A 26,804-nucleotide genomic window follows, 5' to 3' on the forward strand; every position below is an offset into this window, starting at 1 on the left:
TGGCCACTTGTGACAAGACGGCGAGCCAAGCCGCACCGGGGAGCGTAGACAGTGCCGATCAGTGATCTCAGCGGCGAAGTGCCGTTGCGCCGTTCCGGCCTGACCGAGATGCTGGTGGCGCGCCTGCTCGGCCTCGTCACGACCGGCAACCTGAAGCCCGGCGACCAGTTGCCACCCGAGCGCAAGCTGGCCGAAACCTTCGAGGTCTCCCGCCCCACGTTGCGCGAAGCTTTACGCGCCCTCGCCGTGCTCGGGGTGATCGAGGTGCGCCATGGCGGCGGCGTCTTCGTCTCGCAGCTCGAAGCCTCGGACCTCCTCGCGCCGCTGACCTTCTTCCTGACGCTGCGCGCTGCCGAGGTCGAAAAGCTGTACGAAGCGCGAAAACTGATCGAGGGCGAGATCGCGGCGCTCGCCGCCAGCCGCGGCGACGCGGCAGCCTTCGACGAACTCGACGCGCTGATCGCCGCGCAGGAAGAAGCCAAGCTCGAGCCGGCGCGCTATCGCGACGTCGATACCGCCTTCCATCGCCGGCTCGGCGAACTCGCCGGCAACGAGTTCCTGTCGCGCGCCGCCCAGAGCCTCAACGTGCTCGGCCAGGAATTCAGGAAGACGGCGTCGGAAACGCCCAACGTCATTTCGACCTCGATTGCCGACCATCGCATCATTGTCGAAGCGATCCGGCGGCGCGATGCTGCGGCGGCACGACAGGCGATGGTCACCCACATGGACCATGTGCTGCAATCCACCGAGGCTACGATGAAGGCGAAAGACGAATGACCGAAAGACGCTGGGGCCTCGACAAGGTCACCGAAGCCGACATCCTCGCCGGTGGCTTTTCCACCCCGTGGGACGCGCCGTTCATCCCGCCCTTCCCCTTCACCTTCCGTAATGCCGAAGTGCTGACGGTGTTCTGGCGCACCGACCCCAAGGCGATGCAGTTCCTCGCCCCGCCGCCGGTCGAAGCTACCGGCGACGTGGTCTGCGTCCACATCTACAAGATGAACGACACCAGCTGGATCGGGCCCTATCACGAGGCCAACGTGATGTTCGGCGCCAAGCTTCCCAACGGCCGCTCCGGCGCTTACTCGCCCTACCTGTTCCTTGCCTCGGATGGCGGCGTGGCGCATGGCCGCGAGGTGCATGGCCAACCCAAGAAACTCGCCAACCCGTTCCTCGAGTTCCGTGGCGACCTGATGGTCGGCGGGGTCGAGCGCAACGGCATCGACGTCATCACCGTCACCACCCCCTACAAGCAGCAGCCGGTCGACCCGGCGCTGATGAAGGCGCATTTCGATTACGGCACCAACCTCAATCTGAAGGCCATCAACCACATCGACGGCACTCCGGCGATCCGCCAGATCACCTCGCGCAAACTCACCGACGTGAAGGTACACGAATGCTGGCGTGGGCCCGCGACGGTGGAGCTGCGGCCCAACGCCCAGGCGCCGGTGTTCCGCCTGCCGGTGGTCGAACCGCTCGAGGCCTTCTACTGGCGCGCCGATTTCACTCTCGTCACCGGCGAGATCATCCACGACTATCTGGGCAAGAGCGCATAAGCGCCGATCCCTGGGAGGACAGTTTGAGCGACAAGGTCAATATCGGCGTCATCGGCGCCGGCTGGTGGGCGACCCTCAGCCACATCCCCGCTTTGCGCGCCAACCCCAATGTCGAAATCGTCGCGGTGAACCGCCCCGATGCCGATGGCATGGAAAAGGTCGTCGCGAGCTTTCCCGGGGTGAAGCCGTATTTCGATGCGGCGGAAATGCTGGCCACGGAAACCTTGCACGGCGTGGTCGTCGCCTCGCCGCACATCCTCCACGCCGAGCATGCGCAGCTGGCGCTGTCGCGCGGCCTGCCGACGCTGATCGAAAAGCCGATGGCGACCAGCGCTACCGATGCCCGCGCCCTGCTGGCCACCGCCAACGCCAACCACACCCAGATCATCCTGCCCTATGGCTGGAACTTCCGGCCCATCGTCGAGACCGCCCATCAACTGGTGAAGGATGGCTGGGTCGGCGAAGTCCGCCACGTGGTGGCGCAGATGGCCTCGGCGCTGGCCGACCTGTTCGGCGGCGAGCCGATGGTCGAGACCAAGGACCACCTGTTCCGCCCGCCGGTCTCCACCTGGGCCGACCCGAAGAAATCCGGTGGTTATGGCTGGGGCCAGCTGACTCACGGGCTCGGCGCGCTGTTCCGCATCATCGATCTCGACCCGGCCAAGGTGTTCGCGAAGACCGGCCTCTCCCCTGCCGGCGTCGATTTCTACGACGCCGCCGTGGTCGAATTCGCCAATGGCGCCACCATGGCGCTGTCGGGCTCGGCCACCGTGCCCAAGTCGCGTGGCTACCAGATCGACATCCGCATCTTCGGCACCGAGGGCATGATGCTGTTCGATATCGAACGCGCCCGGGTCGAGGTGATCCGTCACGACGGCAAGACCCACATCGCCGATCTCGGCCCCGATGCCGGCGCCTATGAGCAGGTGGCGCCGATTACCCTCCTGGTCGACCTGGCGCGCGGCGAAAAGCTGCCGAACCCTGCCGATGGCGTGGTCGGCATGCGCTCGAGCGTGCTGCTCGATGCCATGTACCGCTCGGCGAGATCGGGGCGCTTGGAGGACGTGCTGTGAAGCTCAGCGTCACCAGCTGGTCCTTCCCCGAACTGACGCTCGACGAGGTCGGCGGACTGGCCAACCTGCTCGGCATCGAAGGGCTGGATGTCGGCTATTTCTACCGCTCCGCCCTCGATCGCGCGCGGCTGCTGGCAGCGCCGGAGGCCTATGCCGACGAGGTGCGGAAACGCCTGCCGCTACCCGTCGCCAACCTCTACCACCTGTTCGGCAACTCCGTCGTCGACCGCAACCTCGCCGACCCCGCCAACCGCGCCAAGAACACCGCCGATTTCACCGCCGTGCTGAAGTTCTGCGTCGGCATCGGTTCGCCAACAGTGTTCATCCTCCCCGGCGTGATCAACGGCGCGCAGAGCCGCGCCCAGGCGCTCACCGAAACCGTCGAGTCGCTGAAGCCGCTGCTCGATCTCGCGGCGAATACCGGCGTCACCGTCTGCGTCGAACCGCACGTCCATTCCTACCTCGAGAGCCCCGCCATCACCGCCGAGCTCTGCGAGCGCGCCCCCGGGGTGAAGCTGGCGCTCGACTACGCGCATTTCGCCGTTTCCGGCTACCGCCAGGATGAGATCGACGTTCTGGCCCGCTGGGCCGGCCATGTGCATCTGCGGCAGGCGCGACCCGGCGCCCTGCAGACCAAGCTCGACCAGGGGACGCTCAACTTCCCAGCGCTCTTCGCCACGCTGCGCGATGCCGGCTACGACGGATGGCTAGCTGCCGAAGTCGTCCACCAGGGCTATTTCGATACGCTGCACGACGACGTGCTGACCGAGACCGTGAAACTGCGCGACCTGTTCCGCGCCTGGAGTGCCCCGTGAGTTCTGCAGCTATCATCGTCACCGGCGGAGGCGGCGGCATCGGCCGCGCCATTGCCGGGCGCCTCCATGCCGACGGCCACCAGGTGGTGATCGCCGACCGTGACCGCGCCGTCGCCGAGAGCGCTGCCGCCGCCATCGGCTGCGCGTTCGAGCTGATCGACATCGGCGACGAGGCCTCGGTGATCTCAGGCGTCAAAGCCGTCGCGGCGCGCCATGGCGGGCTGTTCGGCGTCGTCAACAATGCCGGCATCCACATGCAGGCGCTGGTAGTCGAAACCGCCGTCGAGGATTGGGACCGGATTTTTTCGGTGAACACCCGCGGCACCTTCCTGATGTCGCGCGAAGCGGCGCGCATCATGGCGGCGCAGCAGAGCGGCCAGATCGTCAACATCATCACCAAGCTCGGCTTCGGCAACCCGTTCTCGTCGGCCTACCTCGCCTCCAAGAACGCCATCTGGGGCCTGACCCAGTGCCTTGCGATCGAGATGGCATCGAGCGGCGTGCGGGTGAATGCCATCGCCCCGGGCCATGTGGGCCCCGGCACCGGCATGGAGAAGGCCTTCCGCGCCAAGGCCGAAAAGCTCGGCAAGAGCTGGGACGATTTCGAAGCCGATGTGGTGGCGACCATCCCGCTGCAACGCTGGTGCACCCCAGAGGATGTAGCCGGCGGTGTCAGCTGGCTGATGGGCCCCGACACCAGCTTCGTCACCGGCGAACTGATCAACATCACCGGCGGCTTCCAGGCCTATGCCTCGACGCCCAGTGCGGACTCCGTCCGCGCCGCAGCTCAGCGAGGCCCGACGAAATGAGCGGATCACTGCAAGGCAAAGTCGCGCTGGTCACCGGCGCACGGGCCGGCCTCGGCGCCGCCATTGTGCTGGCGCTGGCCGAGCTCGGCGCCACGGTCATCGCCTCCGGCCGCAAACCCGGCGACTGCGCCGAGGTCGTTGCCGCGGTTACCGCTAAGGGCGGCAAGGCCAGCGAGTTCGTCCTCGATGTCGGCGATCTCGCCGGGATTCCGGAGCGCGCCGCCGCGGCGCTGGCGCTCCATGGCCGCGTCGACATCCTCGTCAACAATGCCGCGACCATCGAGCCGATGGCCAGGCTCAGCGCGCTCGACCCGCTGGCCTTCGACCGGTCGCTGACCGTCAATGTCAGCGGCCCCGCCGCGCTGGTCGCGGCACTCTGGCCGGCGCTCGAGGGCGGCCGTGTCGTCAATGTGGTGAGCGGCGCCGCCAACCACGCCATGTCGGGCTGGTCAGCCTATTGCGCCGGCAAGGCCGCACTCATGATGCTGACCCGTTCGATCGAACTCGAAGGCGCCGAGATCGGCCTCCGCGGCTTCGCCTTCGCGCCCGGCCTCGTCGATACCGACATGCAGGCGGCCATCCGTGCCGCCAAGATCAACCAGATCTCCGATGTGCCGCGCGAAAACCTGCAACCGCCCGAGCGCCCCGCCCGGGTCATCGCCTGGCTGGCCAGCGGCGCCGCCGACGACCTCGCCGGGCAGTATGTCGATATTCGGCAAGAAGGGTTGATGGAGCGGGTTCGATAGGTGCAGTCACTCCCCCGGCTTTGGCGAAAATTCCTCGCTGCTGCGCGCCGCCTCGGCGATGCGCCGCCGCGCCCGGAACACGCCCCATTGCTGGTCGACCAGGACGCCGATGAGGATCACCCCGCCCATCACCGCGAAGTTGAGCGAGGAGGGAATGCCGAGGAGGTTCACGAGGTTCTGCAATTCCTGCAAGAGGATGGTGCCGAGGATCACCCCGACGATCGACCCCTCGCCGCCGCGCAGCGAGAAGCCGCCGAGCACCGCGGCGGCGATGGCGTAGAGCTCATAGAAATTGCCCTGCGATGAGGGCTGCACGGAGCGGGTGTACATGGCGAAAAAGATCGCCGCCAAAGCCGTCAGCCCGGCGCAGATCACATAGGCCGAGGTGACCACCACATCGGTGCGGATACCCGAGAAGCGCGCCGCCTCCTCGTTCTTGCCGATGGCGAAGAGATAGCGGCCGAACACCGAACGGTGCAGCGTGAACCAGGCGATCACCGCCACCACCGCCAGCACATAGACCGAGACCGGGATACCGCCGATGCGGGCGACGAAGAAATCGAGGCCCGGATATTCGCTGCCGAACGGGAAGCCGGCCGTGGCGTCGGCGGTATAGCCGCGCGCCACGCCGCGATAGATCAACAGGCCGCAGAGTGTCACCACGAAGGGCTGCATCTTCAGCTTGGTGATCAAGAGGCCATGCGCCAGCCCCAGGGCAAGCCCGAGCACCATGACGATGGCGAAGGCAATCGGCCACGGCACGCCCTTGGCGCCGACCAGGTCGACGAACAGCACGCCGAGCAGCGCGATCATCGAGCCGGCCGACAGCTCGATGCCGCCGGTGATGATGACAAACCCCTGGCCGATGGCGAACAGCCCGAACAGGCCGATCAGGTTGGCGGTATTGGCAAGGTTCTGCGGGCCGAGAAAGGCGGGGTTGCGCAGATACACCACGAAGCCGACGACGACGATGAGGGCGAGCAGGCCCAGATCCTTCTTGTTCATCCGTTTCCCCTCACCCGGCCTTCGCCAACGGCTTGCCCACCGCCAGCCGCAGCACGTTTTCTTCGCTGAACTCGGCGCGCCCGAGCAGCCCTGAAATCCGGCCCTCGTGCATCACCGCGATGCGGTCCGACACGCCGATCACTTCTTCCATGTCCGACGAGATCATCAGCACGGCGACACCCGCATCGGCGAGCCCGCGCATCAGCCGATAGATTTCCGCCTTGGCCCCGACATCGATGCCGCGCGTCGGCTCGTCGAAGATCAGCACCTTGGGCCGCATGGCCAGCCACTTGGCCAGCACCACCTTCTGCTGGTTGCCGCCCGACAGGCTCCCGGTCCGGGTCATGACCGTCGGCGCCTTGATGCCGAGCTCAGAACGGCTGCGCTCCGCCTGCACCCGCTCCAAAGCCGGCGACACCAGCCCGCTGCGGGCATAGGCGTCGAGATCGGGCAGGCTGATATTCTCCGAGATCGGCAGGTCGAGCAGGATACCCTCGCCCTTCCTATCCTCCGGCACGAGGAAAATGCCGCGCGCCACGGCGTCCGAGGCGTTACGCAGCGTCACCGGCTCGCCATTGAGCGTCACTGTGCCCGCATAGAGCGGGTCGACCCCGAACAGCACCCGCGCCAGCTCGGTGCGGCCGGAGCCGACCAGCCCCGCCAGCCCCAGGATTTCGCCCGCATGCAGTTCGAGCCCGACGTCACGGGTCGGGTAAGCCGCAGTGCGGATGCCGCGCGCCGCCAGCACCACCTCGCCTTTGTCGAGCTTGGGCGCCGCATAGGCCACCTTGAGGTCGCGGCCGATCATCAGCTTGACCATGCGGTCGTGGTCGATCTCGGCCTTCTTCAGTTCGCCCACCAGCACCCCGTCGCGCAGTACCAGCACGCGGTCTGAGGCCCGCTCGATTTCGTGCAGCCGGTGCGAAATGAAGATCACCGCAATGCCCTCGGCCTTGAGGCCGGCGATCACCTCGAGCAGTTTGTCGGTTTCGGCCAAAGGCAGCGACGAGGTCGGCTCGTCGAGAATGACGAGGCGCGCATTCACCGACAGCGCCTTGGCGATTTCCACCATCTGCTGCTGCGCCAGCGACAGTTTCGCTACCGGCGTGTTGGGCGCGAAATTGGCGCCGAGCCGCTTCAGGTAGGGCAGCACATCGGCGCGCATCTGCTTTTCGTCGACGAGGTTCAGCACCCCGCCCCGCCGTGGCTCGCGCCCGATATAGACATTGGCCGCGACGTCCAGATTGTCGAACAGGTTGAGTTCCTGGTGGACGAAGGCGATGCCCGCCTTCATCGAACCGCCGACGCTGAGCCCGGCATAGGGCGCGCCGTCGATCTCGATGGTGCCGCTGTCGGGCACCGTGACCCCACCCAGGATCTTCATCAGCGTCGATTTGCCGGCGCCGTTCTCACCGACGAGGCCGATCACCTCGCCTGGCCCGACCAGCATGTCGAAGCCGGCGAGCGCCACCACGCCCGGATAGGTTTTGCGAACGGCTGAGAGCTTCAGGAAGGCCCGCGCGGGCGCTTCTTGATCGCGGCTATCGAGCATACCACCTCCCCGCGCGTTCCCCCAAGAAAACCTGGAACCGTAGAACGCTAGCACCAGAAGACGCGGACGACAGCCCCCTGCCGCCCGCGCCCGCGGAGACGGCCTTTGGCCGCCTGCCGCCAGTCAATGTCAGCCGCCGCTGATCTTGGCCTTGAGGTCGGCCGAGAAGGCGTCGACATTGTCCTTGTTGATCACGGCCGTCGGCACGATGATCAGTTTGTCCTCGGGGATGCCCGACTTGTCGCCTTCGAGATAGGCGGCCATCAGCTTCATTCCCTGATAGCCCCACTCGAACGGCTGCTGCACGATGGTGGCGGCAAACGAGCCTTCCTTCACCGCGCCCAGCGTCACCGGATCTTCGTCGAACGCCACCACGGTGATCTGGCCGAGCTTGCCGGCCGCCTGCAGCGCCTCATAGATCTTGGGCGGGTTGTACGAATAGAACCCGACCATGCAGGTGATCTCGGGGTTGGCCACCAGCACATCGTCGACATTGGTGCGGGCCTTGGTGAAGTCCACATCGTCGCCGCGCACGTCGACCAGCTCGATGCCCTTGCCTTCGATGGCCTGGCGGAAGCCGGCGATGCGCTCGACCGCGTTATCGGCGCCGAGGAAGCCGACAAAGCCCATGCACTTGCCGCCATTGGGCAGCGCCTTGACCATCTCCTCGCCCGCCTGCACGCCAGCCAGCGTGTTGGACGAGCCGAGATAGGCGAGACGGTTCGACGCCGGAGCGTCGGAATCGGTGGTGAACAGCGGCACTTGCGCCGCGATGCGGTTGAACGCGTCGATCGAGTTCTTCGGGTCGGCCGACGAGATCATGATCGCATCGGTGCCGGCGGCGACGAGGTCGTCCATCAGCGCATTCTGCAGCGCGGCGGTACCCTGCGCCGGATAGCGGAACTGCAGTTCATAGTTGGGCAGCTCGGCCTGCGCCTTCTTCACCCCGGCTTCCGCCAGCTTCCAGAAGTCGGACGAGGCATTCACCACGAAGGCAAGCTGCTTTTTCTCCTGCGCGACGGCGCCGCCGACTAGCAGGACACCAGCGGTCACGAGCACCGCGATACTGACTAGGCTCTTCATCATTCCTCCCTGGCCGCCATCGGGCGGCGCTGTTGGTTTCGTCCCGTACCCCATCCTCCGGTCCCCAGAGTCTTTTGACTTCGTCGCGCTTTCGAACCGGAAAGTCTCACAACTTTTCCTGAAAGCGCTCCAGGGTCGCGTCTGCTTCCGTCGAAGCTGAGGTACGTATCTCAACCCGGCACCAAGAGAGAACGGTGCCATCCCGCCGGCGCGTCCGCCGGCGGGAATTCGTCGTCGGGTTACTCCCCGGTGTCCTTGTTGCGCAGCAGGTTCGACGCCACGGCCAGGATGATGAACGAGCCGACGAACGTGCCCTGCCAGAACGTGCTGATGCCGAGCAGCGTCAGGCTGTTGCGAATGATCTCGATGAGCGCCGCGCCGACCACGGCGCCCAGCGCCGTACCGGTGCCGCCGGCGAGGCTGGCCCCGCCGATGACGGTCGCGGCGATCACCGTGAGTTCGAGCCCGGTGCCGAACCCGGTGGTGACCGAGCCGAGCCAGCCGGTCTGCAGGAACCCGGTAAGGCCGGCGCAGAACGCCACGAACATATAGACCGAGATCTTCACTGCCTTGACCGGAACACCGGTGAGGACTGCCGCCTTCTCATTGCCGCCAATGGCGTAGAGGTGCCTGCCCCAGCGGGTCCAGCGCAGCGCGAAGCCGGTGATCAGCGCCAAGAGCACCATGACGATCAGCGGATTGGGGATCGGCAGGCCCCCGACAACCACGGAGCCGCCGCCGATACTGAACAGGATCGCCTGGTCCGGACCGAACTCGTAGATCAGCGCATTGTTCGACATCACCATGCCGATCGAGCGGGCGATCGACATCATGCCGAGTGTCACGACGAAGGCCGGCATGCCGACAATGGCGATCAATACGCCGTTGATCAGGCCGACCAGCAGCGACGCGGCGATCGAGGCCGGAATGGCCAACGTGATCGGCAGGCCCGCGTGCATGATGATGGTGGTGGTCATTGCCGAGATCAGCACCGTGGCGCCGACCGACAGGTCGATGCCACCGGTGATAATCACTGCCGTCATCCCCAGCCCGACAATGCCGACAAAGGCAAAGTTGCGGGTGACGTTGAACAGGTTCTGCGGCGTCGCGAAGGTCTTGGTCAAGAGCATCATCGCGATGATGGCGATGATCACGGCCAAGAGGATCCAGAAGATCTGCCGGCTGATCAGCCACGCCAGGAAGCCGCGATGCGTCTGCTGGTCGATGGCATCCTTGAGTGAGGTGTCGGTGGTCATTTCGGCAAGCTCCTCAAGCGCTCTGCAGCGCGCCGGTGATCAATCCGGTCACTTCCTCGGGGGAGGAATCGGCAACCCGCTTGTCGGCAACCTTGCGGCCGCGCCGCAGCACCACCAGCCGGTCGCATACGGCGAACACGTCGGGGATACGGTGGCTGATCAGCACCACCGCGATGCCCTGCTCCTTGAGCCGGCGGATCAGATTCAGCACCTCAGCCACCTGCCGCACGCTGATCGCCGCGGTCGGCTCGTCCATCAGGACGATTTTGGGGTTGGACAGCCGGGTGCGGGCGATGGCGACCGCCTGGCGCTGCCCGCCCGACATGCGTCGCACCAGGTCGCGCGGCCGCGTTTCCGATTTCAGTTCGGCGAACAGCTCGCCCGCCTTCTTGTACATCGCGCCATAGTCGAGGATTTCCGGCACGAACAGCCGCCAGCCGCGCCGCCGCTTGCTGAACGGCAGCTCGGCTTCCTGTGGCGTGCGGGCGATAGTGGTGAGCTCGCGCCCGAGAAAGATATTGGCCGCCGCCGTGAGGTTATCGGCCAGCGCCAGGTCCTGGTAGACGATCTCGATCCCCTTGGAGCGCGCGTCCTTCGGCCCGTGCAGCTGCACCACCTGCCCGTCGAGACTGATGCTGCCTTCGGATGGGTGGAAATTGCCGGCAATGATCTTGACCAGCGTCGTCTTGCCGGCGCCGTTATCGCCCACCAGCCCGACCACTTCGCCGGCGTTCAGCGTCAGTGAAATATCGGTCAGCGCGGTGATAGCACCATAGTGCTTGGCGATGTTCGCCAGCTCGAGAACCGCCATCGTTGCCCCTCCCAAGGCTGGAAGGCTCCGCCCTCCGCTAGATGTCGCGGGCAAATCTATGCGGGATGCCGCGCCAAGCGTCAATCGACTTTGAGCATCCACTCCGCTCCCGCAAAAAACGTCAGTGAGGTTGCTGTTTAACCAGTCTTTCCAACGTCTTTATCCACGTATCTGACAACTTGAAGCGCTTGAATGTGCACGTGCATCAGCCCGATTGACTATTGCCACAAGCCGCCTCAGTATCCGCTTCGACATGCGAAGCACAGCGGCCAGCAACGGCCCATGAGAAGGCTCGCGCGAGCATTGAGGAGCTCATCGAGACGGCAGACGTATCAGCGGGCGGCCAGGGACCTCTCGCCGTTGAGGTACGTTAGTCGGGCTCGACCGAGGGCCTGCGCCAAGCAGGCCAAGACTGAACCCGAGGGAGGAAGACTTATGCGTAAGACTACATTTGTGCTTGCCGGCGCGGCCATTGCCGTCGCGCTCGCGGGCAGCGCCATGGCGCAGGACAAGAAAATCCTGGCCGTCGTCGTCAAAGGCCTCGACAATCCGTTCTTCACGGTGATGGGCCAGGGCTGTGCCGACTGGAATACGGCACACGCCGACAGCGAATATACCTGCCTTTACACCGGCCCGGCGCTGAGCTCGGATGAAGCCGGCGAAGTGCAGATCGTGCAGGATCTGATCAGCAAGGGCGTCGCCGGCATCGCCATCTCGCCGTCCAATGCCCCGGCCATGGCCAACATGCTGAAGGCCGCCGCGCCGACCATGCCGATCATCACCGTCGACGCCGACCTCCTCCCGGAGGACAAGGCGCTGCGCAAGACCTATTTCGGCACCAACAACTACGACATGGGTGTCGGCATGGCGACCGAGCTGAAGAAGCTCAAGCCGGAAGGCGGCACCGTCTGCCTGCAGCTCGGTAACGTCGCTGCGGCCAACATCAACGAGCGCGCCGCGGGCTTCCGCGACACCATTGCCGGCGCCAAGGGCACCGAAAAGCTCAACAACACCAACGGCTGGACTGAGGCCGATGGCTGCCCGACCTATACCAATGACGACATCCCCACTGCCAACCAGCAGATGGCCGACGTCTTCACCGCGCAGCCCGATCTCGATGCCTTCGTTCTCGTCGGCGGCTGGGCCCAGTTCGGCCCGCAGGCCTATGCCCAGAACACCGACCAGGTCATGGAGCGGCTGAAGTCCAAGGATCTGGTGATCATCGCCGGCGACACGCTGCCGCCGCAGACCCAGGCGTTCCGTGAGGGCCGCAGCCACTTCCAGATCGGCCAGCGGCCGTACCAGATGGGCAACGAGGCGCCCGATATCCTGATCAGCCTGATCAAGGGCGAAACCGTCGAGGATCCGAAGTTCACCGGCCTCGACCTCTGCACCCTCGAGGACCCGGGTATCTGCGCCAAGTAAGGCCGGAGCCGATCAGTCGGCGGACCAATCGGGGCGCGCTTCGGCGCGCCCCTTTTCGTTTTCTGAAGTGGGATTCCCGGACATCCGGTGAGGGCTGACCCCACCCCTGTCCCCTCCCCTAAAAATGGGGAGGGAGACCAAAACACCAATGCCAGAGGAGGCGTCTCCCTCCCCCTCCTTCAGGGGGAGGGGACAGGGGTGGGGGTCAGCTGGCACCGCAGCTTCAACTCACCCCCAGCGTCCCCATCAACTCGCTAGCCGCCACCGCACCCGCCCGATTGGCGCCGATGGTCGAGGCCGAGGGGCCGTAACCGACGAGGTGGATACGCGGGGCCTTCACCACCTCTGTTGCCAGCCGACCGCCCATCAGGATGCCGCCCGAGGCTTCGCGTAGCAGCAGCGGCGCCAGATGGTCGAGCGAGGAGCGGAAGCCGGTGCACCAGAGGATCACGTCGGCCCGTTGCGTTGTACCGTCCTCCCAGCGCACCCCGGTCTCGGTGATCTCTGAGAACATCTCCAGCCGCTTCAGTACGCCGCGCGCCTCCATCGCCTCGATCAGCGGCGAGCGCGGCAGGCCGGTGACGGAAACCACCGAGTTGGGCGGCAGGCCCTGGCGGACGCGGTCCTCGACCAGCTTCACCGCGGCCCGCCCTGCTTCCTGGTCGAACGGCCCGTCGCGGAACTGCAGCGGCCGCCGCGTCACCCAGGTGGTGCTGGTCACCTGCGAAATCTCATTGAGCAGCTGGATCGCCGAAATGCCGCCGCCGACGATCACCACATGCTGGCCGGCGAACTCCGCCGCCGTGCGGTAGTCGCGCGTGTGGAGCTGCCGCCCCCTGAACCGCTCGCGCCCGGGATACTCGGGAATGTACGGCGTTTCCCAGGTGCCGGTGGCGTTGATGATGCCGCGGGCCGAAAACGTCTCGCGATCGGTCTCGACCCGGAAGCGCTCGCCGCGCTGGCACACCACCTTCACCTTGACCGGCCGATAGACATTGAGCCCGAAGCGCTCCTCATAGGCTGCGAAGTAGCGTGGCACGGCGACCGCCGCTTCGACCGCGTCGTTGCTGGTATCGACCGCCTCGGAGAACGCCATGCCCGGCAGGTCGTGCACCCGTGACCGTGCTGAGCGTCAGCGACGGCCAGCGGAACTGCCAGGCGCCGCCTGCACTCGGCGATTGGTCGAGCACGACGAAGCCGCGCCCCGCCGCGAGCCCGCGCTGCCTGAGGTGATAGGCCGAGGACAGCCCCGCCTGCCCGGCGCCGATGACCACGATCTCGGTCTTGATCGCGACGCCCAGCGGCGGCGCGCTTTGCGGGGCGAGGGTTTCGGCATCCATCGGGAATATCCTGTTGTCGCCCCAGAGGTAGGGCGAGCGTAGCGGGTACGCAACGGCAGGCGAACGCTCTCACAGGAACGATTTGTGCGCTTGGCTACCCCTCCACCCCAGCCCTCTCCCCAGAGGGGCGAGGGGGCGTGGTGGCACGGCCGGTGCAAAGTGCGTCCCCTCGCCCCTTTGGGGAGAGGGTTAGGGTGAGGGGCGCCAAGCACACTGAGCGACCGGCAACGAAAGGACCATTGGCAGATCGGCGCTCGTATGCGATGCCCGCTACCGGCGCGTCCGCGTCAGCCCCTCCGAGCTTTCATGCGCCCCCTCGACCTCCTGCTTTATGCTGCCGTCTGCCTGATCTGGGCCTTGAACCTGATCGTCAGCCGGGTGCTGTTCTCCGAATTCGGCGTCGCTCCGATCTTCTACGCGGCGGCGCGCTTCCTCATCGTCGCGGCGATCCTCTCGCCGCTGCTCAGGCCACTGCCGCGGCCGCTGCTGCCGATCCTCGGCATCGGCTTCCTGATGGGCGCCTGCCATTTCGGCCTGATGTTCCTCGGCCTCTCGCACGCCACCTCGTCGAGCGTCTCGATCGTGCTGCAGACGGCGATCCCGATCACCGCCCTGCTCTCGGTGCTGCTGCTCGGCGAGCGGGTCGGCCTCGCCCGCGGCGCCGGCATTGCGTTGGCGCTGGGCGGGGTGATCCTCGTGATGTGGGATGGCGAGGGCGCCAGCGTCAGCCTGGGGCTGGCATTCGCCTTCGTCTCGGCCATCGCCATCTCGCTCGGCCAGGTGCTGCTGAAGCGCTATGGCGCCATAAAACCCCTGACCATGCAGGCCTGGATCGCCTTCGTCTCTGCCCCGCCGATGCTTGCCTATTCACTGCTCGCCGAAACCACCCCGGTGACATCAAGCCTCGGCGCCGGCTGGCCGTTCTTCGCCGCTCTCGCCTTCTCGGTTGTCGCGGTGACGCTGCTGGCGACCACCCTCTATCTCGGCATCCTGCAGCGCTACCCGGCCTCGGTCGTCGCGCCGCTTGGCCTGATGATGCCGCTGATGACCGTACTGATGGGCATCCTGCTGCTCGGCGAAGGTTTTGACCTCCGCATGGCCGTGGGCGGCATCATTGCGCTGGTCGGCCTCGTGCTGGTGCTGCGCCAGCAGGCCCCGCGCGACGCCGAGCAACCGCGCGAGATGACTTAAAGCGCCGGCAGCGCCGCGACCCGCTCACTCAGTTCGCCGAGCTTGTCTGCCGCGAATGGCATGAGCGGCGGTCGCACCCGGCTCCAGCCGTCGTCGCCATCACGCTCCGCCAGCACGGCTTTGATGGTCGGGATCTGCCCATAGCTGTTGAGCATGGCCCGCGCCGCCTCGATCCGCCCCTGCGCCGCATCGACCTCACTCGCGCGAGCCGGGTCGGCATGATGGTCATAGATGGTGCGCAACGCTCGGGCCGCGAGGTTCGACGTCGCCGTGATACAGCCGGCGCCGCCGATCTTGAGGAACGGCAACAGCAGCGGATCGGCCCCGACCATCACCGCAAAGCCGGGATTGTCCTCCACCAGGCCCTGCATGTTGCCGTAATCGCCCGAGGAGTCCTTGAGCCCGACGATCCCGGGGAACGCCGCGATGAGCCGCGTCACCAGCGGCCGGCTGAGCGGCACCGCCGAGGTCTGCGGGATGTGGTAGAGGATGAGCTTGAGCCGCGGATCGGCCACCGCCTCGATAATCCCAGCATAGGCAGCAAAGATCCCATCGTCGCTCACCCCCTTGTAGTAGAACGGCGGCAGCATCACCACGCGGCTGATGCCGAGGCTCAGGGCGTGGCGGGTGAGCTCCACCGTATCGGGGATGGCAGCGACGCCGACGCCCGGCGCCAACTGCTCCGGCGTGATCCCGGCGGCCAATGCGCCCTCGAGGATGGTCTTCCGCTCAGCGACCGAGAACGAGTTGGCTTCGCCTGTGGTGCCGAGCAGCGCGATGCCGTGGCAGCCATCGGCAATGAGGTTGTGGCAGTGCGCGCCGAGCCGCTGCAGGTCGGGGCTGAGATCGGCATTGAGCGGCGTCACCGTGGCGCAGTAGACGCCCGAAATCCCGAAACCCATCGCGCAGCTCCCTCTCGTTCCGGCCATGGTGCACGAACGAGCGGGAGCGAAGCAAGTTGCCGGCGCCCCAGGTGGACGCCGGCAGCTTGAGATTACTCGGCCGCGATCGCCTCAGCCTCGCCGAGCCCGCTCAGCGCCTTGGCCCGTGCCAGGCTTTCGGGCTGTTCGCGACGGTAGCGGCGGCCGATTTCCATCATTGCGACGGTGTCGGGCAGGAAGCTGAGTTCGGCGAAGATCTCGTCCCAGGCGATATCGCCCCAGCCGAGCGGCATATGCAGGTCGCCGATGCCCATCGCGGTGTTTTCCGCCGGATGGAACGGCTTGTAGAAGCCCTGCGGCCGGCCGAACGAGTCATGCAGGTGCAGGTGCCCCGCCACCGGCGCCATGGCGCGGATTTCGGCGCGGAAGTCGAGGCCCTTGAAGGTCGATTCGATATAGGCGTGGCTGAAGTCGATCAGCGCCACGACGTTGGAATGGTTCACCGCCTTGACCGTCTCGGCGACTTCGGTCGGGGTCTGGCGATACTGGCCGAGCTCGGTGGTGAAGATGTTCTCGAGCGCGATGCGCACGCCATGCGGACGGGCGAAATCGGCAAGCTCGGTGAGGGCTTCGCGCTCCCGCAGGTCAGCGCCCGCCCAGTCGGCAATCGCCTCGGCGCGCAGGTTCCCGCTGTGGTGGACCAGGATACCGGCACCGATCGAGTTCGACACCTCGACCAGCGCCTTGGCGGCGTCGATCTGGTAGCGCTGCGTTACCGGGTCCATGAAGTTGGACGAGACCAGGCCGTGCACGGTGTAGCGGAAATCGAACTGGCGGGTCAGCGCCAGCAGCGCCTCGTGACGCTCCTTGATGATCCGGCCGCCGGCAACGAGGTCGAGGCTGGTGATACCGATCTCGACGGTATCGACGCCCATCTCGCTGAGCGCGCGCATATCGGCTTCGAGGGTGGCGAACTCGCCATTGTCCGAGCCGACATTGAAGCCGGTCGCAATGATGTTGCTCATGAAAATGTCTCCTGGGTGGAAAGGCAAAGCGGTCGGCCTCAATGCGAGATGCGGCGCCCGTCTTCGAGCGAGAACAGGTGCAGCGCACTGTCGGCGAGGCTGAGATGCACCGGCGTGCCGGATTTGAGCTCGGCACTGTCATTGTCGAGCGCCACGATGCGGCTGCCATTGGCGTCGGCATGGATCAGCCGCGAAGCGCCCAGTTCCTCGACATAGTCGACCACCGCCGGGATCGCGCCATGCGCATCGGCGCCGGTGCGGCGTACGCCCTCGGGACGGACGCCCAGCACCACCTTGCGGCCGGGCTGACGCACGCCGTTGAGCTGGCTGACATTCATCCGGCCGCCGGCGCCATGGACGAAGTGCCCCTCGGCGTCGAACTCGCCTTCGAACAGGTTCATCGCCGGCGAACCGATGAAGTCGGCGACGAACCGGCTGGCCGGATTGTTGTAGACTTCGGTCGGCCTGCCGATCTGCTCGACCCGGCCGGCATTCATGATGATCAGCTTGTCGGCCAGCGTCATCGCCTCGATCTGGTCGTGGGTGACGAACACCGAGGTGACGCCGAGATCGCGATGCAGGCGCCGCACTTCCGAGCGCATGGCGACGCGGAGCTTGGCATCGAGGTTGGAGAACGGCTCGTCGAACAGAAACACCTTGGGTTCGCGCACCATGGCGCGTGCCATGGCGACGCGCTGCCGCTGGCCGCCGGACAGTTCGCCCGGCCGGCGATCGAGGAATGGCTCCAGCGACACCGACTGCGCCACCTTCATCACCCGCTCGTCACGCTCGGCCTTGGGGACCTTGGCCACCTTCAGCGCATAGCCGATGTTCCGGCGCACCGTCATATGCGGGTAGAGCGCATAGTTCTGGAACACCATGGCGCAGCCGCGCTCGCGCGGTTCGAGCTTGTTGACCACGGTGCCGCCGATGGCGATCTCTCCCTCGGAGATCTCTTCCAGCCCGGCGATCATCCTGAGCAGCGTGGACTTGCCGCAGCCCGAAGGCCCGAGAATGACGACGAACTCGCCCGCTTCGATATTGACGTCCACCCCGTGGATCACGGGGGTCTTGGCGTAGTTCTTCTTCACGCCCTTGATGGTGATCTGAGCCATGGGTCTATCCAATCATTTGTCGCGGGAAATCAGGCCACGCACGAACCAGCGCTGCATGAAGGCAACGACCAGCAGCGGCGGCAGCATGATGATGAGGGCGCCCGCCATGGTGACGTTCCAGTCGGGGGTGCCGTTCTGCGCCGGGATCAGGGCCTTGAGCTGCATCACCACGGTGCCGAAATTGGCCCGGTCGGTGGTGATCAGCAGCGGCCACAGGTACTGGTTCCAGCTGGAGACGAACATGATGGTGGCGAGCGCCAGCATGTTGGTGCGGCTCAAAGGCAGCAGCACATCGAAGAAGAACTCGAGCGGGTGGGCCCCATCCATCTTGCTGGCTTCCACCAACTCGTCCGGGATGGTCATGAAGAACTGCCGGTAGAGGAACGTGCCGGTCGCCGTGGCGACCAGCGGCAGGATCAGGCCGGTATAGGAGTTGAGCAGGTTCCAGTTGAGCGCGATCTGCACCCCGCTCACCGCCTGCACCAGCCCGGTAATCCCCAGCGTATCGAGGATGACCTGGAACGGCAGCAACGCGTTGGCGGCAATCGAGTAGGTCGGCACGATGCGCACTTCGAGCGGCAGCATCAGGGTGATGAAGATCAGCCAGAAGCAGATCATCCGCGCCTTGAAGCTGAAGAACACGATGGCGAAGGCCGACAGCGAAGCCAGCGTGATCTTGCCGACCGTCACCCCGATGGCGACGATGAAGCTGTTGAGCATTTTCGGAGCGAGGTCGGCCCGGTCCCAGGCCTCGCTGAGGTTGACCCACAGCTGGTCGCTCGGCAGCAGGCTGATCGGCACGCGGCTGACTTCCTGCAGCGATTGCGAGGCGGCGACGATGACGATCCAGAACGGGATCACCACGAGGATGAGCCCGATGATCATCACCGCGTAGGTGAGGGCGTCGAAGAAGGGGGAGCGTTCGATCATGGACCGGCCCTCAGTTGTAGTGGACGCGGCGTTCGACCCATTTGAACTGGACGAACGTGAGGCCGATGACGAGCAGCATCAGGATGATCGACTGGGCGGCGGCGCCTGAGTAGTCGAGGCCTTTGAAGCCATCGACATAGATCTTGTAGACCATCACCTCGGTCTGCCCGATCGGACCGCCTTCGGTCATGGTGTCGATCAGCCCGAAACTGTCGGTGAAGCTCGAGATGATGTTCATGATGAGCAGGAAGAAGGCCGTCGGCGCGATCAGCGGCAACTGCAGGTCGAGCATGCGGCGGAACGGCCGCGCCCCATCCATGGCGCCGGCTTCGTTGATCGAGCGCGGGATCATCTGCAGGGCGGCGAGGAAGAACACGAAATTGTAGCCGATGCCGAGCCAGGCATGGCAGACGATCACCATGGCCAGCGCATGGATGCCGTTGGTCGCCGGATCCCAGATGCCGGGCCAGATGTCGTTGATCGCGCCGACGAGGCCGGCTTCCGGCGAGAAGATGAAGCGGAAGGCCACGCCCGCCGCCGGCGCCGCGATGGCGTAGGGCCAGATGAACACCGACTGGAACAGCTTGGTGCCCTTCAGCGCCCGGTCGACGAAGCTCGCCAGCGTCAGCGCCACCAGCATCGACAGCCCGGTCGCCGCCAGCGCGTAGAACGCCGAGCGCAGCACCGTGCCCCAGTAGCGATCGTCACGGAAAATGTAGAGGAAGTTGTCGAGGCCGGCCCACAGATTGCCGCCGCCCCAGGGCTGTTCCAGCGTGAAGGCCCAGTAGAGCGCCTGCGATGTCGGCCAGTAGAAGAACACCAGCACCAGCAGCAGCTGTGGGCCGATCAGCAGCCAGGGCAGCACCTTGTTGCGGTACACCGCGCGTCGTTCCATCGAAGGCATATCCTAGTTGAAAAACCGAACGCCCGGGCGGATGCCGCCCGGGCGCAACTCAGGTCGTCAGATCAGGGGAGCTGCTGACCCTTGTAGGTCTGCTCGAACTTGCGCAGGATTTCGTTCGAACGGGCAGCGGCATCATCGAGTGCCTTCTGCGGCGCGACGCCGTCGAAGATCACCGACTGCATGGCCTTGGAAACTTCCTGGCGCACGGCGCCGAAATTGCCGAGGCGGATGCCGCGGGTGTATTCGCCCGGCGGGGTGGCAGTCAGCGACTGGATGGCGAGTTCGCGCCCCTTGTACGGGGGAGCATCGTAGAAGCCGTCCGCCATCATGGCTTCAAAGCCCGAATTGGTGACGGGGATATAGCCGGTGATGGTCGACCAGTGCTGGGCCTCGATCGGCTGGGCGATGAAGTTGTAGAACGCCGCGGCGCCCTTGTATTCTTCTTCGGACTTGCCCTTGAGGGTCCAGAGCGCGGCACCACCGACGAGCGAGTTGTGGCGCTCGGTGCCTTCCCAGATCGGCAGCACGGTCACGTCCCAATGCACGCCTTCCTTGGCCTGCTTGGAGAACGAGCCGTGGTCGGCGATCGAGGACGACGACATCTGGCACTCGCCAGCAGTGAAGGCTTCGTTGGCGGTCTGGCCGGCGGCCTTCGACTTGTGGACCATCAGGCCGGCATCGACCATCTTCTTGTACCAGGTGAGCTGGTCGACGAACTTGCCCTTGTTGAACTCGACGACGGCGTCGAGACCACCATAGCCGTTGCCGTTCGAGGCGATCGGCTGGTTGTGGACAGCCGAGAACTGCTCGAACCACTGCCAGGTGCCGGTCGGGTCGAACGCGATTGGGCACTCGTAGCCGGCGGCCTTCAGGTCGGTGGCGATCTTTTCGACCTGTTCCCAGGTCTGCGGCGCGCCTTCGAAACCGACGGCCTTCAGCGCATCGGTGTTGTAGTAGAACATCGCCGTCGAGGAGTTGAACGGCATCGCGAGCAGCTCGCCCTTCGAGGTCGAGAAATACGACGAAATGCCGGAGAAATAGTTCGACCAGTCGATCGTGTAGCCGTTCTTTTCCATCAGCTCGCGCACCGGCACGAAGGCGCCGGAGAGCATCAGGTCGACAACGCCGCCGTCCGAGATCTGGGTGACGGTCGGCTGCTTGTTGGCGCGGAACGCGGCGATCGTGTTCTGCAGGTTGTTCTCGTAGTTCTCCTGGCTCACGCAGACGATCTCGTAGTCAGCCTGCGAGGCGTTGAAGCGCGAGCACATTTCCTGCACGCGTTCGCTGAGGTCGCCCGACAGGCCGTACCAGAACTCGAACTTGGTCGCAGCGGCGGCGGGCGAAGCCGCGGTCAGGGCGGTCGCGGCCAGAGCTGCGCTGAGCAGCCAGGTGGTTTTCATCGTCAATGTCTCCGAAGAAGAGGAATGGCGGTCGATTTCTCGAGCGGCGCACTCCTAGTCGGAGACCTTGACGGTTGGATTTCAGCCCGATGAACGAGCCGTGACACCTCGGTGACGATCTGATGTCACGGGCGCTAAGTCATTGAGGGCGCAGGGGGCGTCGCTACCGATCGGGCGGATAAAGCTGGCGGCCGTGCGGCGGAGAGCTGTGCATAACCACGCCGGTGCTCTCCAGTGATCAGCCCGCACCGGCGTCATTCCCGCGCAGGCGGGAACCTAGTGGGATGCTGCAGCACCCGCTGACGCCGGAGATCCCACTGGGTTCCCGCCTTCGCGGGAATGACGCCGCGGTGGTTAGCGTAGGATCGAGCTGCGCTCGCTCAAAGCGGGCAGCGCCGCGGCAGGCCACCGGCGATAATCGTGTCGCTGACCGGATCGTAGCTCGAGAACGCTGCCTGGCAGGCTTCCATATGCTCGGTCCATGAGCCCGAGCGATACCCCAGCGAGGTCACCAGCCACAGGTTGTTGGGCCTGAGCCGCGAGCGCGGATGGATGGCGAGCTCCGCATTGATCGCCGCGGCGGCCGGATCGAAGTTCGGGAAGTTCGGATTGCCGGGGTTGCCGTAGATATAGTCGTCGCCATCGGGGAGCGGCGTCGGCAGATAGGTCGGCGTGCCACCGCGCACGATGATCTCGAGCGGCTGGGCCAGCGCCGGACCGGCGAGGAGCATTGTCACAGTCGCGGCAACTACGGGGAGCAGGCGTTTCATTCCAACCTCCATGTCGTCCGACAACAACGTCGATGCGACCGTTTAAGTACCGGGCGCCAGTTAACAATCTCGCGACTGGCACGAGTCTGCAATAGCTCAATACAATGGGGTTCTGTACTCTTTGGTATCAAGCCCTTCCATCCGGGCTTTGATCTGCAGGGCGACGAATTTCGAAAAGAAGCGGCTGAGCGCCAGGTTGCCCCCCTGGAACCACAGGTTCTGCTGGGCCACCGGCTTGTACATGTTCCGCAATTCGCCGTGCCACGGGCCCGGATCGTTGCGTGTGCCGGAGCCCAGCCCCCAGCAAGTGCCGATCTCGTCCGCCACCTCGCGCGACACGATTTTCGCCACCACCTCGTGCATCGACTGAAAGCCGGTCGATTGGATGATGAGGTCGGCGGCGATCTCGCTGCCATCGGCAAAGCGAATGCCGGTGGGGGTGAGCGTTTCGATCTCCACCCCGGCCTTGATGCCGATCTCGCCGTCGATGATCAGCTGTGAGGCGCCGACATCGACGTAGTAACCCGAGCCCGTGCGATAGGCCTTCATCATCAGCCCGGTTTCATCGGGGCCGAAATCCAGCAGAAACCCGGTGGCGCGAAGCTGGTCGTAGAACGCTGCGTCACGGACCCGGATCTTGTCGTAGAGCGCCCGCTGCTTTTCCGGCTGCAGTGCAAACGGCGTCGCGGCGCCGAGGAGGTCGGCGGTATCGACATCGATCCCGGCCGCCACCGCCGCCTCGGAATAGGTGTCGAAGGCGAGCTCCATCAGCGTTTCGGAGCGCACCACCGTGGTCGGCGAGCGCTGCACCATGGTGACCGCGGCGCCAGCTTCCCAGAGGTCGACCGAAACGTCGTGCCCGGAACTGGCGGCGCCGATCACCACGGCTTTCTTACCCCGGTACTTCGCCCCGTCAGAGTACTGGCTGGAGTGAATGATCTCGCCCTTGAAGCCGGTCGCCCCCGGCAGCGGGATGAACTTCGGCGGCCCATAGGCGCCGGTAGCGAACACCAGTTGCATCGGCCTCAGGGTGATCGGCTTGCCGTTGCGCTTGAGTTCGACCGTCCAGCGTTTTTCTTGATCGTCGAACTTTGCCGAGATGCACTCGGTGCCGCCCCAGTAGTTGAGCTCCATCACCTTGACGTACATCTCGAGCCAGTCGCCCATCTTGTCCTTGGGGGTAAAGACGGGCCAGTGCGCCGGGAACGGAATATAGGGCAGGTGGTCGTACCAGACCGGGTCGTGCAGGACGAGCGAGCGATAGCGGTTGCGCCAGGAGTCGCCGGCCTTGAGGTTCTTCTCGACGATAACGGTAGGAACGCCCAGCTGCTTCAGCCGGGCCCCGAGCATGATGCCGCCCTGCCCGCCGCCGATGATCAGGCAATAGGGGTCGGCGCCGGCGCCGAACGCGGCGTCCTCGCGCGCTCGCGCTTCCGACCAGGTTTCACGATTGCGGTCGGCGCCGTGCCGGACGCCCATGGCGCGGCTGAAGCCGATCGCCTCCTCATGCCCGTCGAGCGCTTGCAATGTGGTGAGGATGGTGCGGCACTTGCCGTCTTCGAGGGTGAAGATGCCCCGGCCTTGTCCGGTACCCGTCCTGAAGGTGAACCAGGCCTGCAGCGCTTCGGATGAACCACCCGTGGCGCTGGTGACCTGCCAGTTCGACGGCTTGGTCGATCCCAGCGTCGCTTGCAGCATCGCGGCGATGGCGGGTTTGCCCTCCATGGTTTTGATGTTCCAGGTGAACGCCACGATGTCGCGCCAGTAGCAATCCTCGGCGAACAGCTCGAGCGTCGCGGCGCTGTCGCCCTTGGTCAGCGTGTCGCCGAACATGGCAAGCCAGGCGGCCGCCGCTGCCGCGGGTGCAGTATCGTGCATTCAGTATGACCCCAACTATGGGCGGCGGGAGAACCGCCGCAAGAAACGCAACAGAAGACTCAGTCGCCCAGTGGCTCCAGCACGCGGCCCTTGCGGTGGTTCAGCACGGTGTACTTGATCCGGCGCAGCGTCTCGCGCGCATCGGGATCGAGCCGGGTGCCGACCGCGCTCGAAACGAGGTCGATAATGGCGAGGAAAGCGTAGCGCGAAGCGGTGGGCTTCAGCGGGTCGGGGAATTCCGGGATGTCGACGGTGAGCGCCACGTCGGCGGTGGCGGCAAGGTCGGTGTCGGGCGCGGTGATGCAGAGCGCCTTGGCCCGATAGTGCTTGGCCAGTTGCACCGCTTCCACCACTTCGCGCGTGCGGCCGGTGCCGGAAATGGCGATTACCAGATCATTCGGCTTCAGCGTCGAGGCCGTCATCTTCATCACGTAGGGGTCGGAATGCGCGCTGACCACCACGCCATAGCGGAACAGCCGGTTCTGCGTTTCGAGCGCCAGCGAGGTCGAACTGCCCCCCAGCCCGAACACCAGCACCTGGTGGGCGCTCGCCACCAGTTCGGCGGCGGCGATGACATCGAGCGGATCGATCTGCCGTTCGACGAGGTTGAGCGCGTTGCGCGCCTCACCGAACACTTCGGTCCAGAGCGGCGAGGCATTGGAACTGACCTCGCCCGCCGGCGGCGCCGGAGCCAGGTAGAGCCGCCCCACCACCACGCTCTGCGCCAGCTTCAGCTTGAAATCGCGCACCCCATCGCAGCCGATGGCGCGACAGAAGCGGGTGACTGTCGGCTCGCTGACTTCGGCGCGCCTGGCGATCTCGGCGTTCGATGCGTCGACCGAGAAGGTGACGTCGGCCAGCACCACGTCGGCCACCCGGCGCTCGGCCGGCCTGAGCTCGCTGTAGGAATCCTTGATCTGCGACAGGATGTCGGGGATCGGCTTGGCGTAGGCTTCGCTGTCGTCGCGCCTGGGCTTGCGCATATCCGGCCTTCCGGCTGTTGGGTCTGACGCGACTTCTATCATTTCTGACCAGCCAATGCCCTATCCCGGAAACGCCTCGCCTGCGGTGTCCCGCCGCCCATTTCTTCGGCACAATGTAGGAAACTTACACACGATGCAAGCCTCAAGAAGCCCGGAAATGCGGCAGTTACCTGCGAGCTATGAAACTAATCTGACAGCCGCTTGACTCGGAAAGTAGGATAGTTACAGACTGGCTTCGGACGGGGATGAGGGCGCGACAGGGAGCGCCCGGAAGCCGTTCCATAGTCTGGTACGGGGCAGCGCGAGGGGCGATGACAGCTCAGGAGTTGAAGCAACCGAAACTACGGGTGAAAGCGGCCACCAAGGTCTACAACACCCGCTCGGGCGACCTTTTGGCGATCGATCGCTGTTCGCTCGACGTGATGGAGGGCGAGATCGTCGCGATCGTCGGCCCCTCCGGTTGCGGCAAGACCACGCTGTTATGGTCGATGTCGGGGCTGCACGGCCTCACCTCCGGCGAAGTGCTGCTCGACGGCAAGCCGGTCACCGGCCCCAATCCCGAGATCGGCATGGTGTTCCAGGAGGCCAACCTCCTGCCCTGGCGCAATCTCGACGCCAACATCAACTTCCCCTTCGAGATCAAGGGCACCAAGCCCGATCGCGTCTGGATCGACGAGCTGTTGAACCGCGTCGGCCTTGAAGGCTTTGGCGGGCGCTTCCCGCGTGAACTGTCGGGCGGCATGCAGCAGCGCGCCGCCTTGGTTCGCGCCCTGAGCTACAAGCCCTCGGTACTGCTGATGGACGAGCCGTTCGGCGCGCTCGACGCCTTCACCCGCGAGGAGATGAACCGGCTGGTCGAGGAAATCTGGCTCGATACCAGGACCACCATTGTCCTCATCACCCACTCGATCGATGAAGCCATCTTCCTGTCCGACCGCGTGGTGGTGATGAGCCCGCGCCCCGGCCGGGTCGCCAATATCCACGAGGTGCCGTTCGCGCGGCCCCGCTCGCTCGAGATCATGTCGACCAAGGAGGTTTTCGACCTCACCAACGCCATCAAGGCGGAAATCGTCGGCACGCAGCAGAGCCGCTACCCCAGTGCGTCCGCCCAGCCGGCCCAGATGGCGTGAGAGACATCAGATGAGCGAAACCGACGCCATTCCCGAATTCAAGAAATCCGCCGGCGGCGCCAGCGAGGTCGGCATCACCAATATGTCCGCCCTCACCTCCGGCCCCGGCATCAAGTCGATGGGCGAGGTGCTGGCGATCGTGCTGGTCGCCGTGTTCATCATCGGTGGCACCGAGGTGCTGCTGAACATCTTCGCCGTACCGCAATACGTGCTGCCCAAGCCGAGCGAGATCGCTGTCGCGCTCGTGACCGACTTCCCGTTCATCCTGCCGCATCTGGGGCACACGCTGGTCGAGCTGTTCGTCGGCTTCGGCATCGGCGCCGTGGTCGGGCTGATCCTCGCGGCGGTGATCACCCAGTTCCCCTTCGCCGAAAAGATCATCACGCCCTACATCCTGTTGCTGGTGACAACGCCGATGCTGGCGCTGGTGCCGCTGCTGATCCTGCGCTTCGGTTTTGGCTACGAGCCGCGCATTATCGCGGTGGCGCTTGCTTCGGGTCCGATGGTGATGATCAACGCCGCCACCGGCTTCCGCCGGGTCGATCGCGGCAAGATCGCGCTGGCCCGTTCCTATGGCGCCTCGACCCTGCAGATTTTCTGGAAGGTGCGCGCCCCGATGGCGCTGCCGATGATCTTTGTCGGCCTGATGGTCGGCTCGATCTTCGGGCTCCTGACCGCGGTCGGCGCCGAAATGGTCGGCGGCGGCTTCGGACTCGGCAACCGGCTCACCTCCTACTCATCCATGATCCAGATGCCGCAATTCTTCGCGGTGGTCTTGATCCTCTCCATCCTGGGCATCCTGATCTACGTGCTCTTTTTCCTCCTCGGGAAGAAGTACGCGAGCTGGGAGGCCTGACGAACGATCCGCTGCTGGAGGGAACGGCAGCGGAGCAAGGGGCTGAACGACAGCCCAGCAGCCCGCTCGGTTGTCATCCCTCGCGAAGGCAGGGACCCAACCCCCGGCGAGGCTACTACTGCCTCGTCCGGCACACTGGCCCGGGCTGATGAATGGGTCCCAGCTTTCGCTGGGATGACATCGAGTTTGGGGAGCAAGCGGCGTGTCGAACCGCCGCTTTACCCCCAGTAGGTGGGACGATCAGGGCCGAGGGAGGCCCGGAGCGCCACA

26 protein-coding genes are annotated in these 26,804 nt (G+C 65.3%); 10 read left to right on the forward strand and 16 right to left on the reverse strand.

The window, feature by feature from the left end; all coding sequences use genetic code 11:
- The first annotated feature begins 51 nt into the window (after window positions 1-51).
- Genes ASC89_RS26310 through ASC89_RS26335 form a run of 6 tightly spaced genes read left to right on the forward strand, consistent with a single transcriptional unit; the run spans window position 52 to window position 4,999 of the window.
- Window positions 52-777 (forward strand): FadR/GntR family transcriptional regulator, encoded by a 726-nt coding sequence (locus ASC89_RS26310; protein ID WP_056003611.1) that lies wholly within the window; start codon window positions 52-54, stop codon window positions 775-777.
- Window positions 774-1,556 (forward strand): acetoacetate decarboxylase, encoded by a 783-nt coding sequence (locus ASC89_RS26315; RefSeq protein ID WP_055886994.1) that lies wholly within the window; start codon window positions 774-776, stop codon window positions 1,554-1,556. Before ASC89_RS26310 ends, ASC89_RS26315 begins: the two co-directional genes overlap by 4 nt.
- 23 nt (window positions 1,557-1,579) lie before the next feature.
- A complete protein-coding gene (locus ASC89_RS26320; protein WP_244488561.1) occupies window positions 1,580-2,629 on the forward strand; it encodes a Gfo/Idh/MocA family protein in 1,050 nt (349 codons plus the stop codon).
- A complete protein-coding gene (locus ASC89_RS26325) occupies window positions 2,626-3,444 on the forward strand; it encodes a sugar phosphate isomerase/epimerase (RefSeq protein WP_056003613.1) in 819 nt (272 codons plus the stop codon). Before ASC89_RS26320 ends, ASC89_RS26325 begins: the two co-directional genes overlap by 4 nt.
- Entirely contained in the window at window positions 3,441-4,253 is an 813-nt protein-coding gene (locus ASC89_RS26330; protein ID WP_056003616.1) for an SDR family NAD(P)-dependent oxidoreductase, read from the forward strand. Before ASC89_RS26325 ends, ASC89_RS26330 begins: the two co-directional genes overlap by 4 nt.
- Window positions 4,250-4,999, forward strand: coding sequence for an SDR family NAD(P)-dependent oxidoreductase (locus tag ASC89_RS26335; RefSeq protein ID WP_055887003.1), 750 nt, complete (start codon window positions 4,250-4,252; stop codon window positions 4,997-4,999). The genes ASC89_RS26330 and ASC89_RS26335 overlap by 4 nt, the downstream gene beginning before the upstream one ends.
- Before the next feature lie 6 nt (window positions 5,000-5,005).
- Here the strand turns inward: ASC89_RS26335 and ASC89_RS26340 are convergent, their stop codons facing one another.
- From ASC89_RS26340 to ASC89_RS26360, 5 genes are all read right to left on the reverse strand, one after another.
- Complete coding sequence (locus ASC89_RS26340) at window positions 5,006-6,004, reverse strand: ABC transporter permease (protein ID WP_055887007.1); 999 nt, start codon at window positions 6,002-6,004, stop codon at window positions 5,006-5,008.
- A gap of 10 nt (window positions 6,005-6,014) precedes the next feature.
- Window positions 6,015-7,556: a sugar ABC transporter ATP-binding protein gene (locus ASC89_RS26345; RefSeq protein WP_055887011.1), complete on the reverse strand. Its 1,542-nt coding sequence runs from the start codon at window positions 7,554-7,556 to the stop codon at window positions 6,015-6,017.
- Window positions 7,557-7,685: 129 nt separating this feature from the next.
- The gene (locus tag ASC89_RS26350) at window positions 7,686-8,639 is read right to left on the reverse strand and encodes a sugar-binding protein (protein ID WP_055887013.1); all 954 of its coding nucleotides are present in this window, start codon (window positions 8,637-8,639) and stop codon (window positions 7,686-7,688) included.
- A 239-nt stretch (window positions 8,640-8,878) separates the two neighbouring features.
- Window positions 8,879-9,895: an ABC transporter permease gene (locus tag ASC89_RS26355; protein WP_055887016.1), complete on the reverse strand. Its 1,017-nt coding sequence runs from the start codon at window positions 9,893-9,895 to the stop codon at window positions 8,879-8,881.
- A gap of 13 nt (window positions 9,896-9,908) precedes the next feature.
- Window positions 9,909-10,706 carry an ATP-binding cassette domain-containing protein gene (locus tag ASC89_RS26360; RefSeq protein ID WP_055887019.1) on the reverse strand — a complete coding sequence of 266 codons (798 nt, stop codon included), beginning with the start codon at window positions 10,704-10,706 and terminating at the stop codon, window positions 9,909-9,911.
- Between the two features lie 435 nt (window positions 10,707-11,141).
- Here ASC89_RS26360 and ASC89_RS26365 point away from each other — a divergent pair, with 435 nt between their 5' ends.
- Complete coding sequence (locus ASC89_RS26365) at window positions 11,142-12,131, forward strand: substrate-binding domain-containing protein (RefSeq protein WP_055887023.1); 990 nt, start codon at window positions 11,142-11,144, stop codon at window positions 12,129-12,131.
- A 223-nt stretch (window positions 12,132-12,354) separates the two neighbouring features.
- Here the strand turns inward: ASC89_RS26365 and ASC89_RS26370 are convergent, their stop codons facing one another.
- Window positions 12,355-13,227: an NAD(P)-binding domain-containing protein gene (locus ASC89_RS26370; RefSeq protein ID WP_244488562.1), complete on the reverse strand. Its 873-nt coding sequence runs from the start codon at window positions 13,225-13,227 to the stop codon at window positions 12,355-12,357.
- Window positions 13,145-13,471, reverse strand: a complete 327-nt coding sequence (locus tag ASC89_RS29075; protein ID WP_244488563.1) for an NAD(P)-binding protein — start codon at window positions 13,469-13,471, stop codon at window positions 13,145-13,147. The genes ASC89_RS26370 and ASC89_RS29075 overlap by 83 nt, the downstream gene beginning before the upstream one ends.
- 306 nt (window positions 13,472-13,777) lie before the next feature.
- Here ASC89_RS29075 and ASC89_RS26375 point away from each other — a divergent pair, with 306 nt between their 5' ends.
- Entirely contained in the window at window positions 13,778-14,662 is an 885-nt protein-coding gene (locus ASC89_RS26375; RefSeq protein WP_055887030.1) for a DMT family transporter, read from the forward strand.
- Here the strand turns inward: ASC89_RS26375 and ASC89_RS26380 are convergent.
- The 9 genes from ASC89_RS26380 to ASC89_RS26420 all read right to left on the reverse strand — a co-directional run bounded on the left by ASC89_RS26380 (window position 14,659) and on the right by ASC89_RS26420 (window position 24,548).
- Window positions 14,659-15,564 carry a dihydrodipicolinate synthase family protein gene (locus tag ASC89_RS26380; RefSeq protein ID WP_056003619.1) on the reverse strand — a complete coding sequence of 302 codons (906 nt, stop codon included), beginning with the start codon at window positions 15,562-15,564 and terminating at the stop codon, window positions 14,659-14,661. The two genes, ASC89_RS26375 and ASC89_RS26380, sit on opposite strands and share 4 nt — an antisense overlap.
- Window positions 15,565-15,656: 92 nt before the next feature.
- Window positions 15,657-16,568: a TIM barrel protein gene (locus ASC89_RS26385; protein ID WP_056003623.1), complete on the reverse strand. Its 912-nt coding sequence runs from the start codon at window positions 16,566-16,568 to the stop codon at window positions 15,657-15,659.
- A 38-nt stretch (window positions 16,569-16,606) separates the two neighbouring features.
- The gene (locus ASC89_RS26390) at window positions 16,607-17,683 is read right to left on the reverse strand and encodes an ABC transporter ATP-binding protein (RefSeq protein ID WP_056003626.1); all 1,077 of its coding nucleotides are present in this window, start codon (window positions 17,681-17,683) and stop codon (window positions 16,607-16,609) included.
- A 12-nt stretch (window positions 17,684-17,695) separates the two neighbouring features.
- Window positions 17,696-18,613 (reverse strand): ABC transporter permease subunit, encoded by a 918-nt coding sequence (locus ASC89_RS26395; protein WP_056003629.1) that lies wholly within the window; start codon window positions 18,611-18,613, stop codon window positions 17,696-17,698.
- Window positions 18,614-18,623: 10 nt separating this feature from the next.
- Window positions 18,624-19,508: an ABC transporter permease subunit gene (locus ASC89_RS26400; protein ID WP_055887044.1), complete on the reverse strand. Its 885-nt coding sequence runs from the start codon at window positions 19,506-19,508 to the stop codon at window positions 18,624-18,626.
- Window positions 19,509-19,579: 71 nt separating this feature from the next.
- Window positions 19,580-20,917: an extracellular solute-binding protein gene (locus ASC89_RS26405; RefSeq protein WP_055887046.1), complete on the reverse strand. Its 1,338-nt coding sequence runs from the start codon at window positions 20,915-20,917 to the stop codon at window positions 19,580-19,582.
- A gap of 380 nt (window positions 20,918-21,297) precedes the next feature.
- Window positions 21,298-21,687: a hypothetical protein gene (locus ASC89_RS26410; RefSeq protein ID WP_156384784.1), complete on the reverse strand. Its 390-nt coding sequence runs from the start codon at window positions 21,685-21,687 to the stop codon at window positions 21,298-21,300.
- A gap of 96 nt (window positions 21,688-21,783) precedes the next feature.
- Complete coding sequence (locus ASC89_RS26415) at window positions 21,784-23,565, reverse strand: NAD(P)/FAD-dependent oxidoreductase (protein ID WP_056003635.1); 1,782 nt, start codon at window positions 23,563-23,565, stop codon at window positions 21,784-21,786.
- Between the two features lie 59 nt (window positions 23,566-23,624).
- A complete protein-coding gene (locus tag ASC89_RS26420; RefSeq protein WP_056003638.1) occupies window positions 23,625-24,548 on the reverse strand; it encodes a MurR/RpiR family transcriptional regulator in 924 nt (307 codons plus the stop codon).
- A gap of 311 nt (window positions 24,549-24,859) precedes the next feature.
- On the opposite strand from ASC89_RS26420, the gene ASC89_RS26425 reads away from it, so the two are divergent.
- Together ASC89_RS26425 and ASC89_RS26430 are read left to right on the forward strand one after the other, a co-directional pair.
- Window positions 24,860-25,678 (forward strand): ABC transporter ATP-binding protein, encoded by an 819-nt coding sequence (locus tag ASC89_RS26425; protein ID WP_055887056.1) that lies wholly within the window; start codon window positions 24,860-24,862, stop codon window positions 25,676-25,678.
- A gap of 10 nt (window positions 25,679-25,688) precedes the next feature.
- Entirely contained in the window at window positions 25,689-26,534 is an 846-nt protein-coding gene (locus ASC89_RS26430) for an ABC transporter permease (RefSeq protein ID WP_055887058.1), read from the forward strand.
- Window positions 26,535-26,804: the final 270 nt, after the last annotated feature.

Source organism: Devosia sp. Root413D1 (assembly GCF_001425235.1).
Lineage (GTDB): Bacteria > Pseudomonadota > Alphaproteobacteria > Rhizobiales > Devosiaceae > Devosia_A.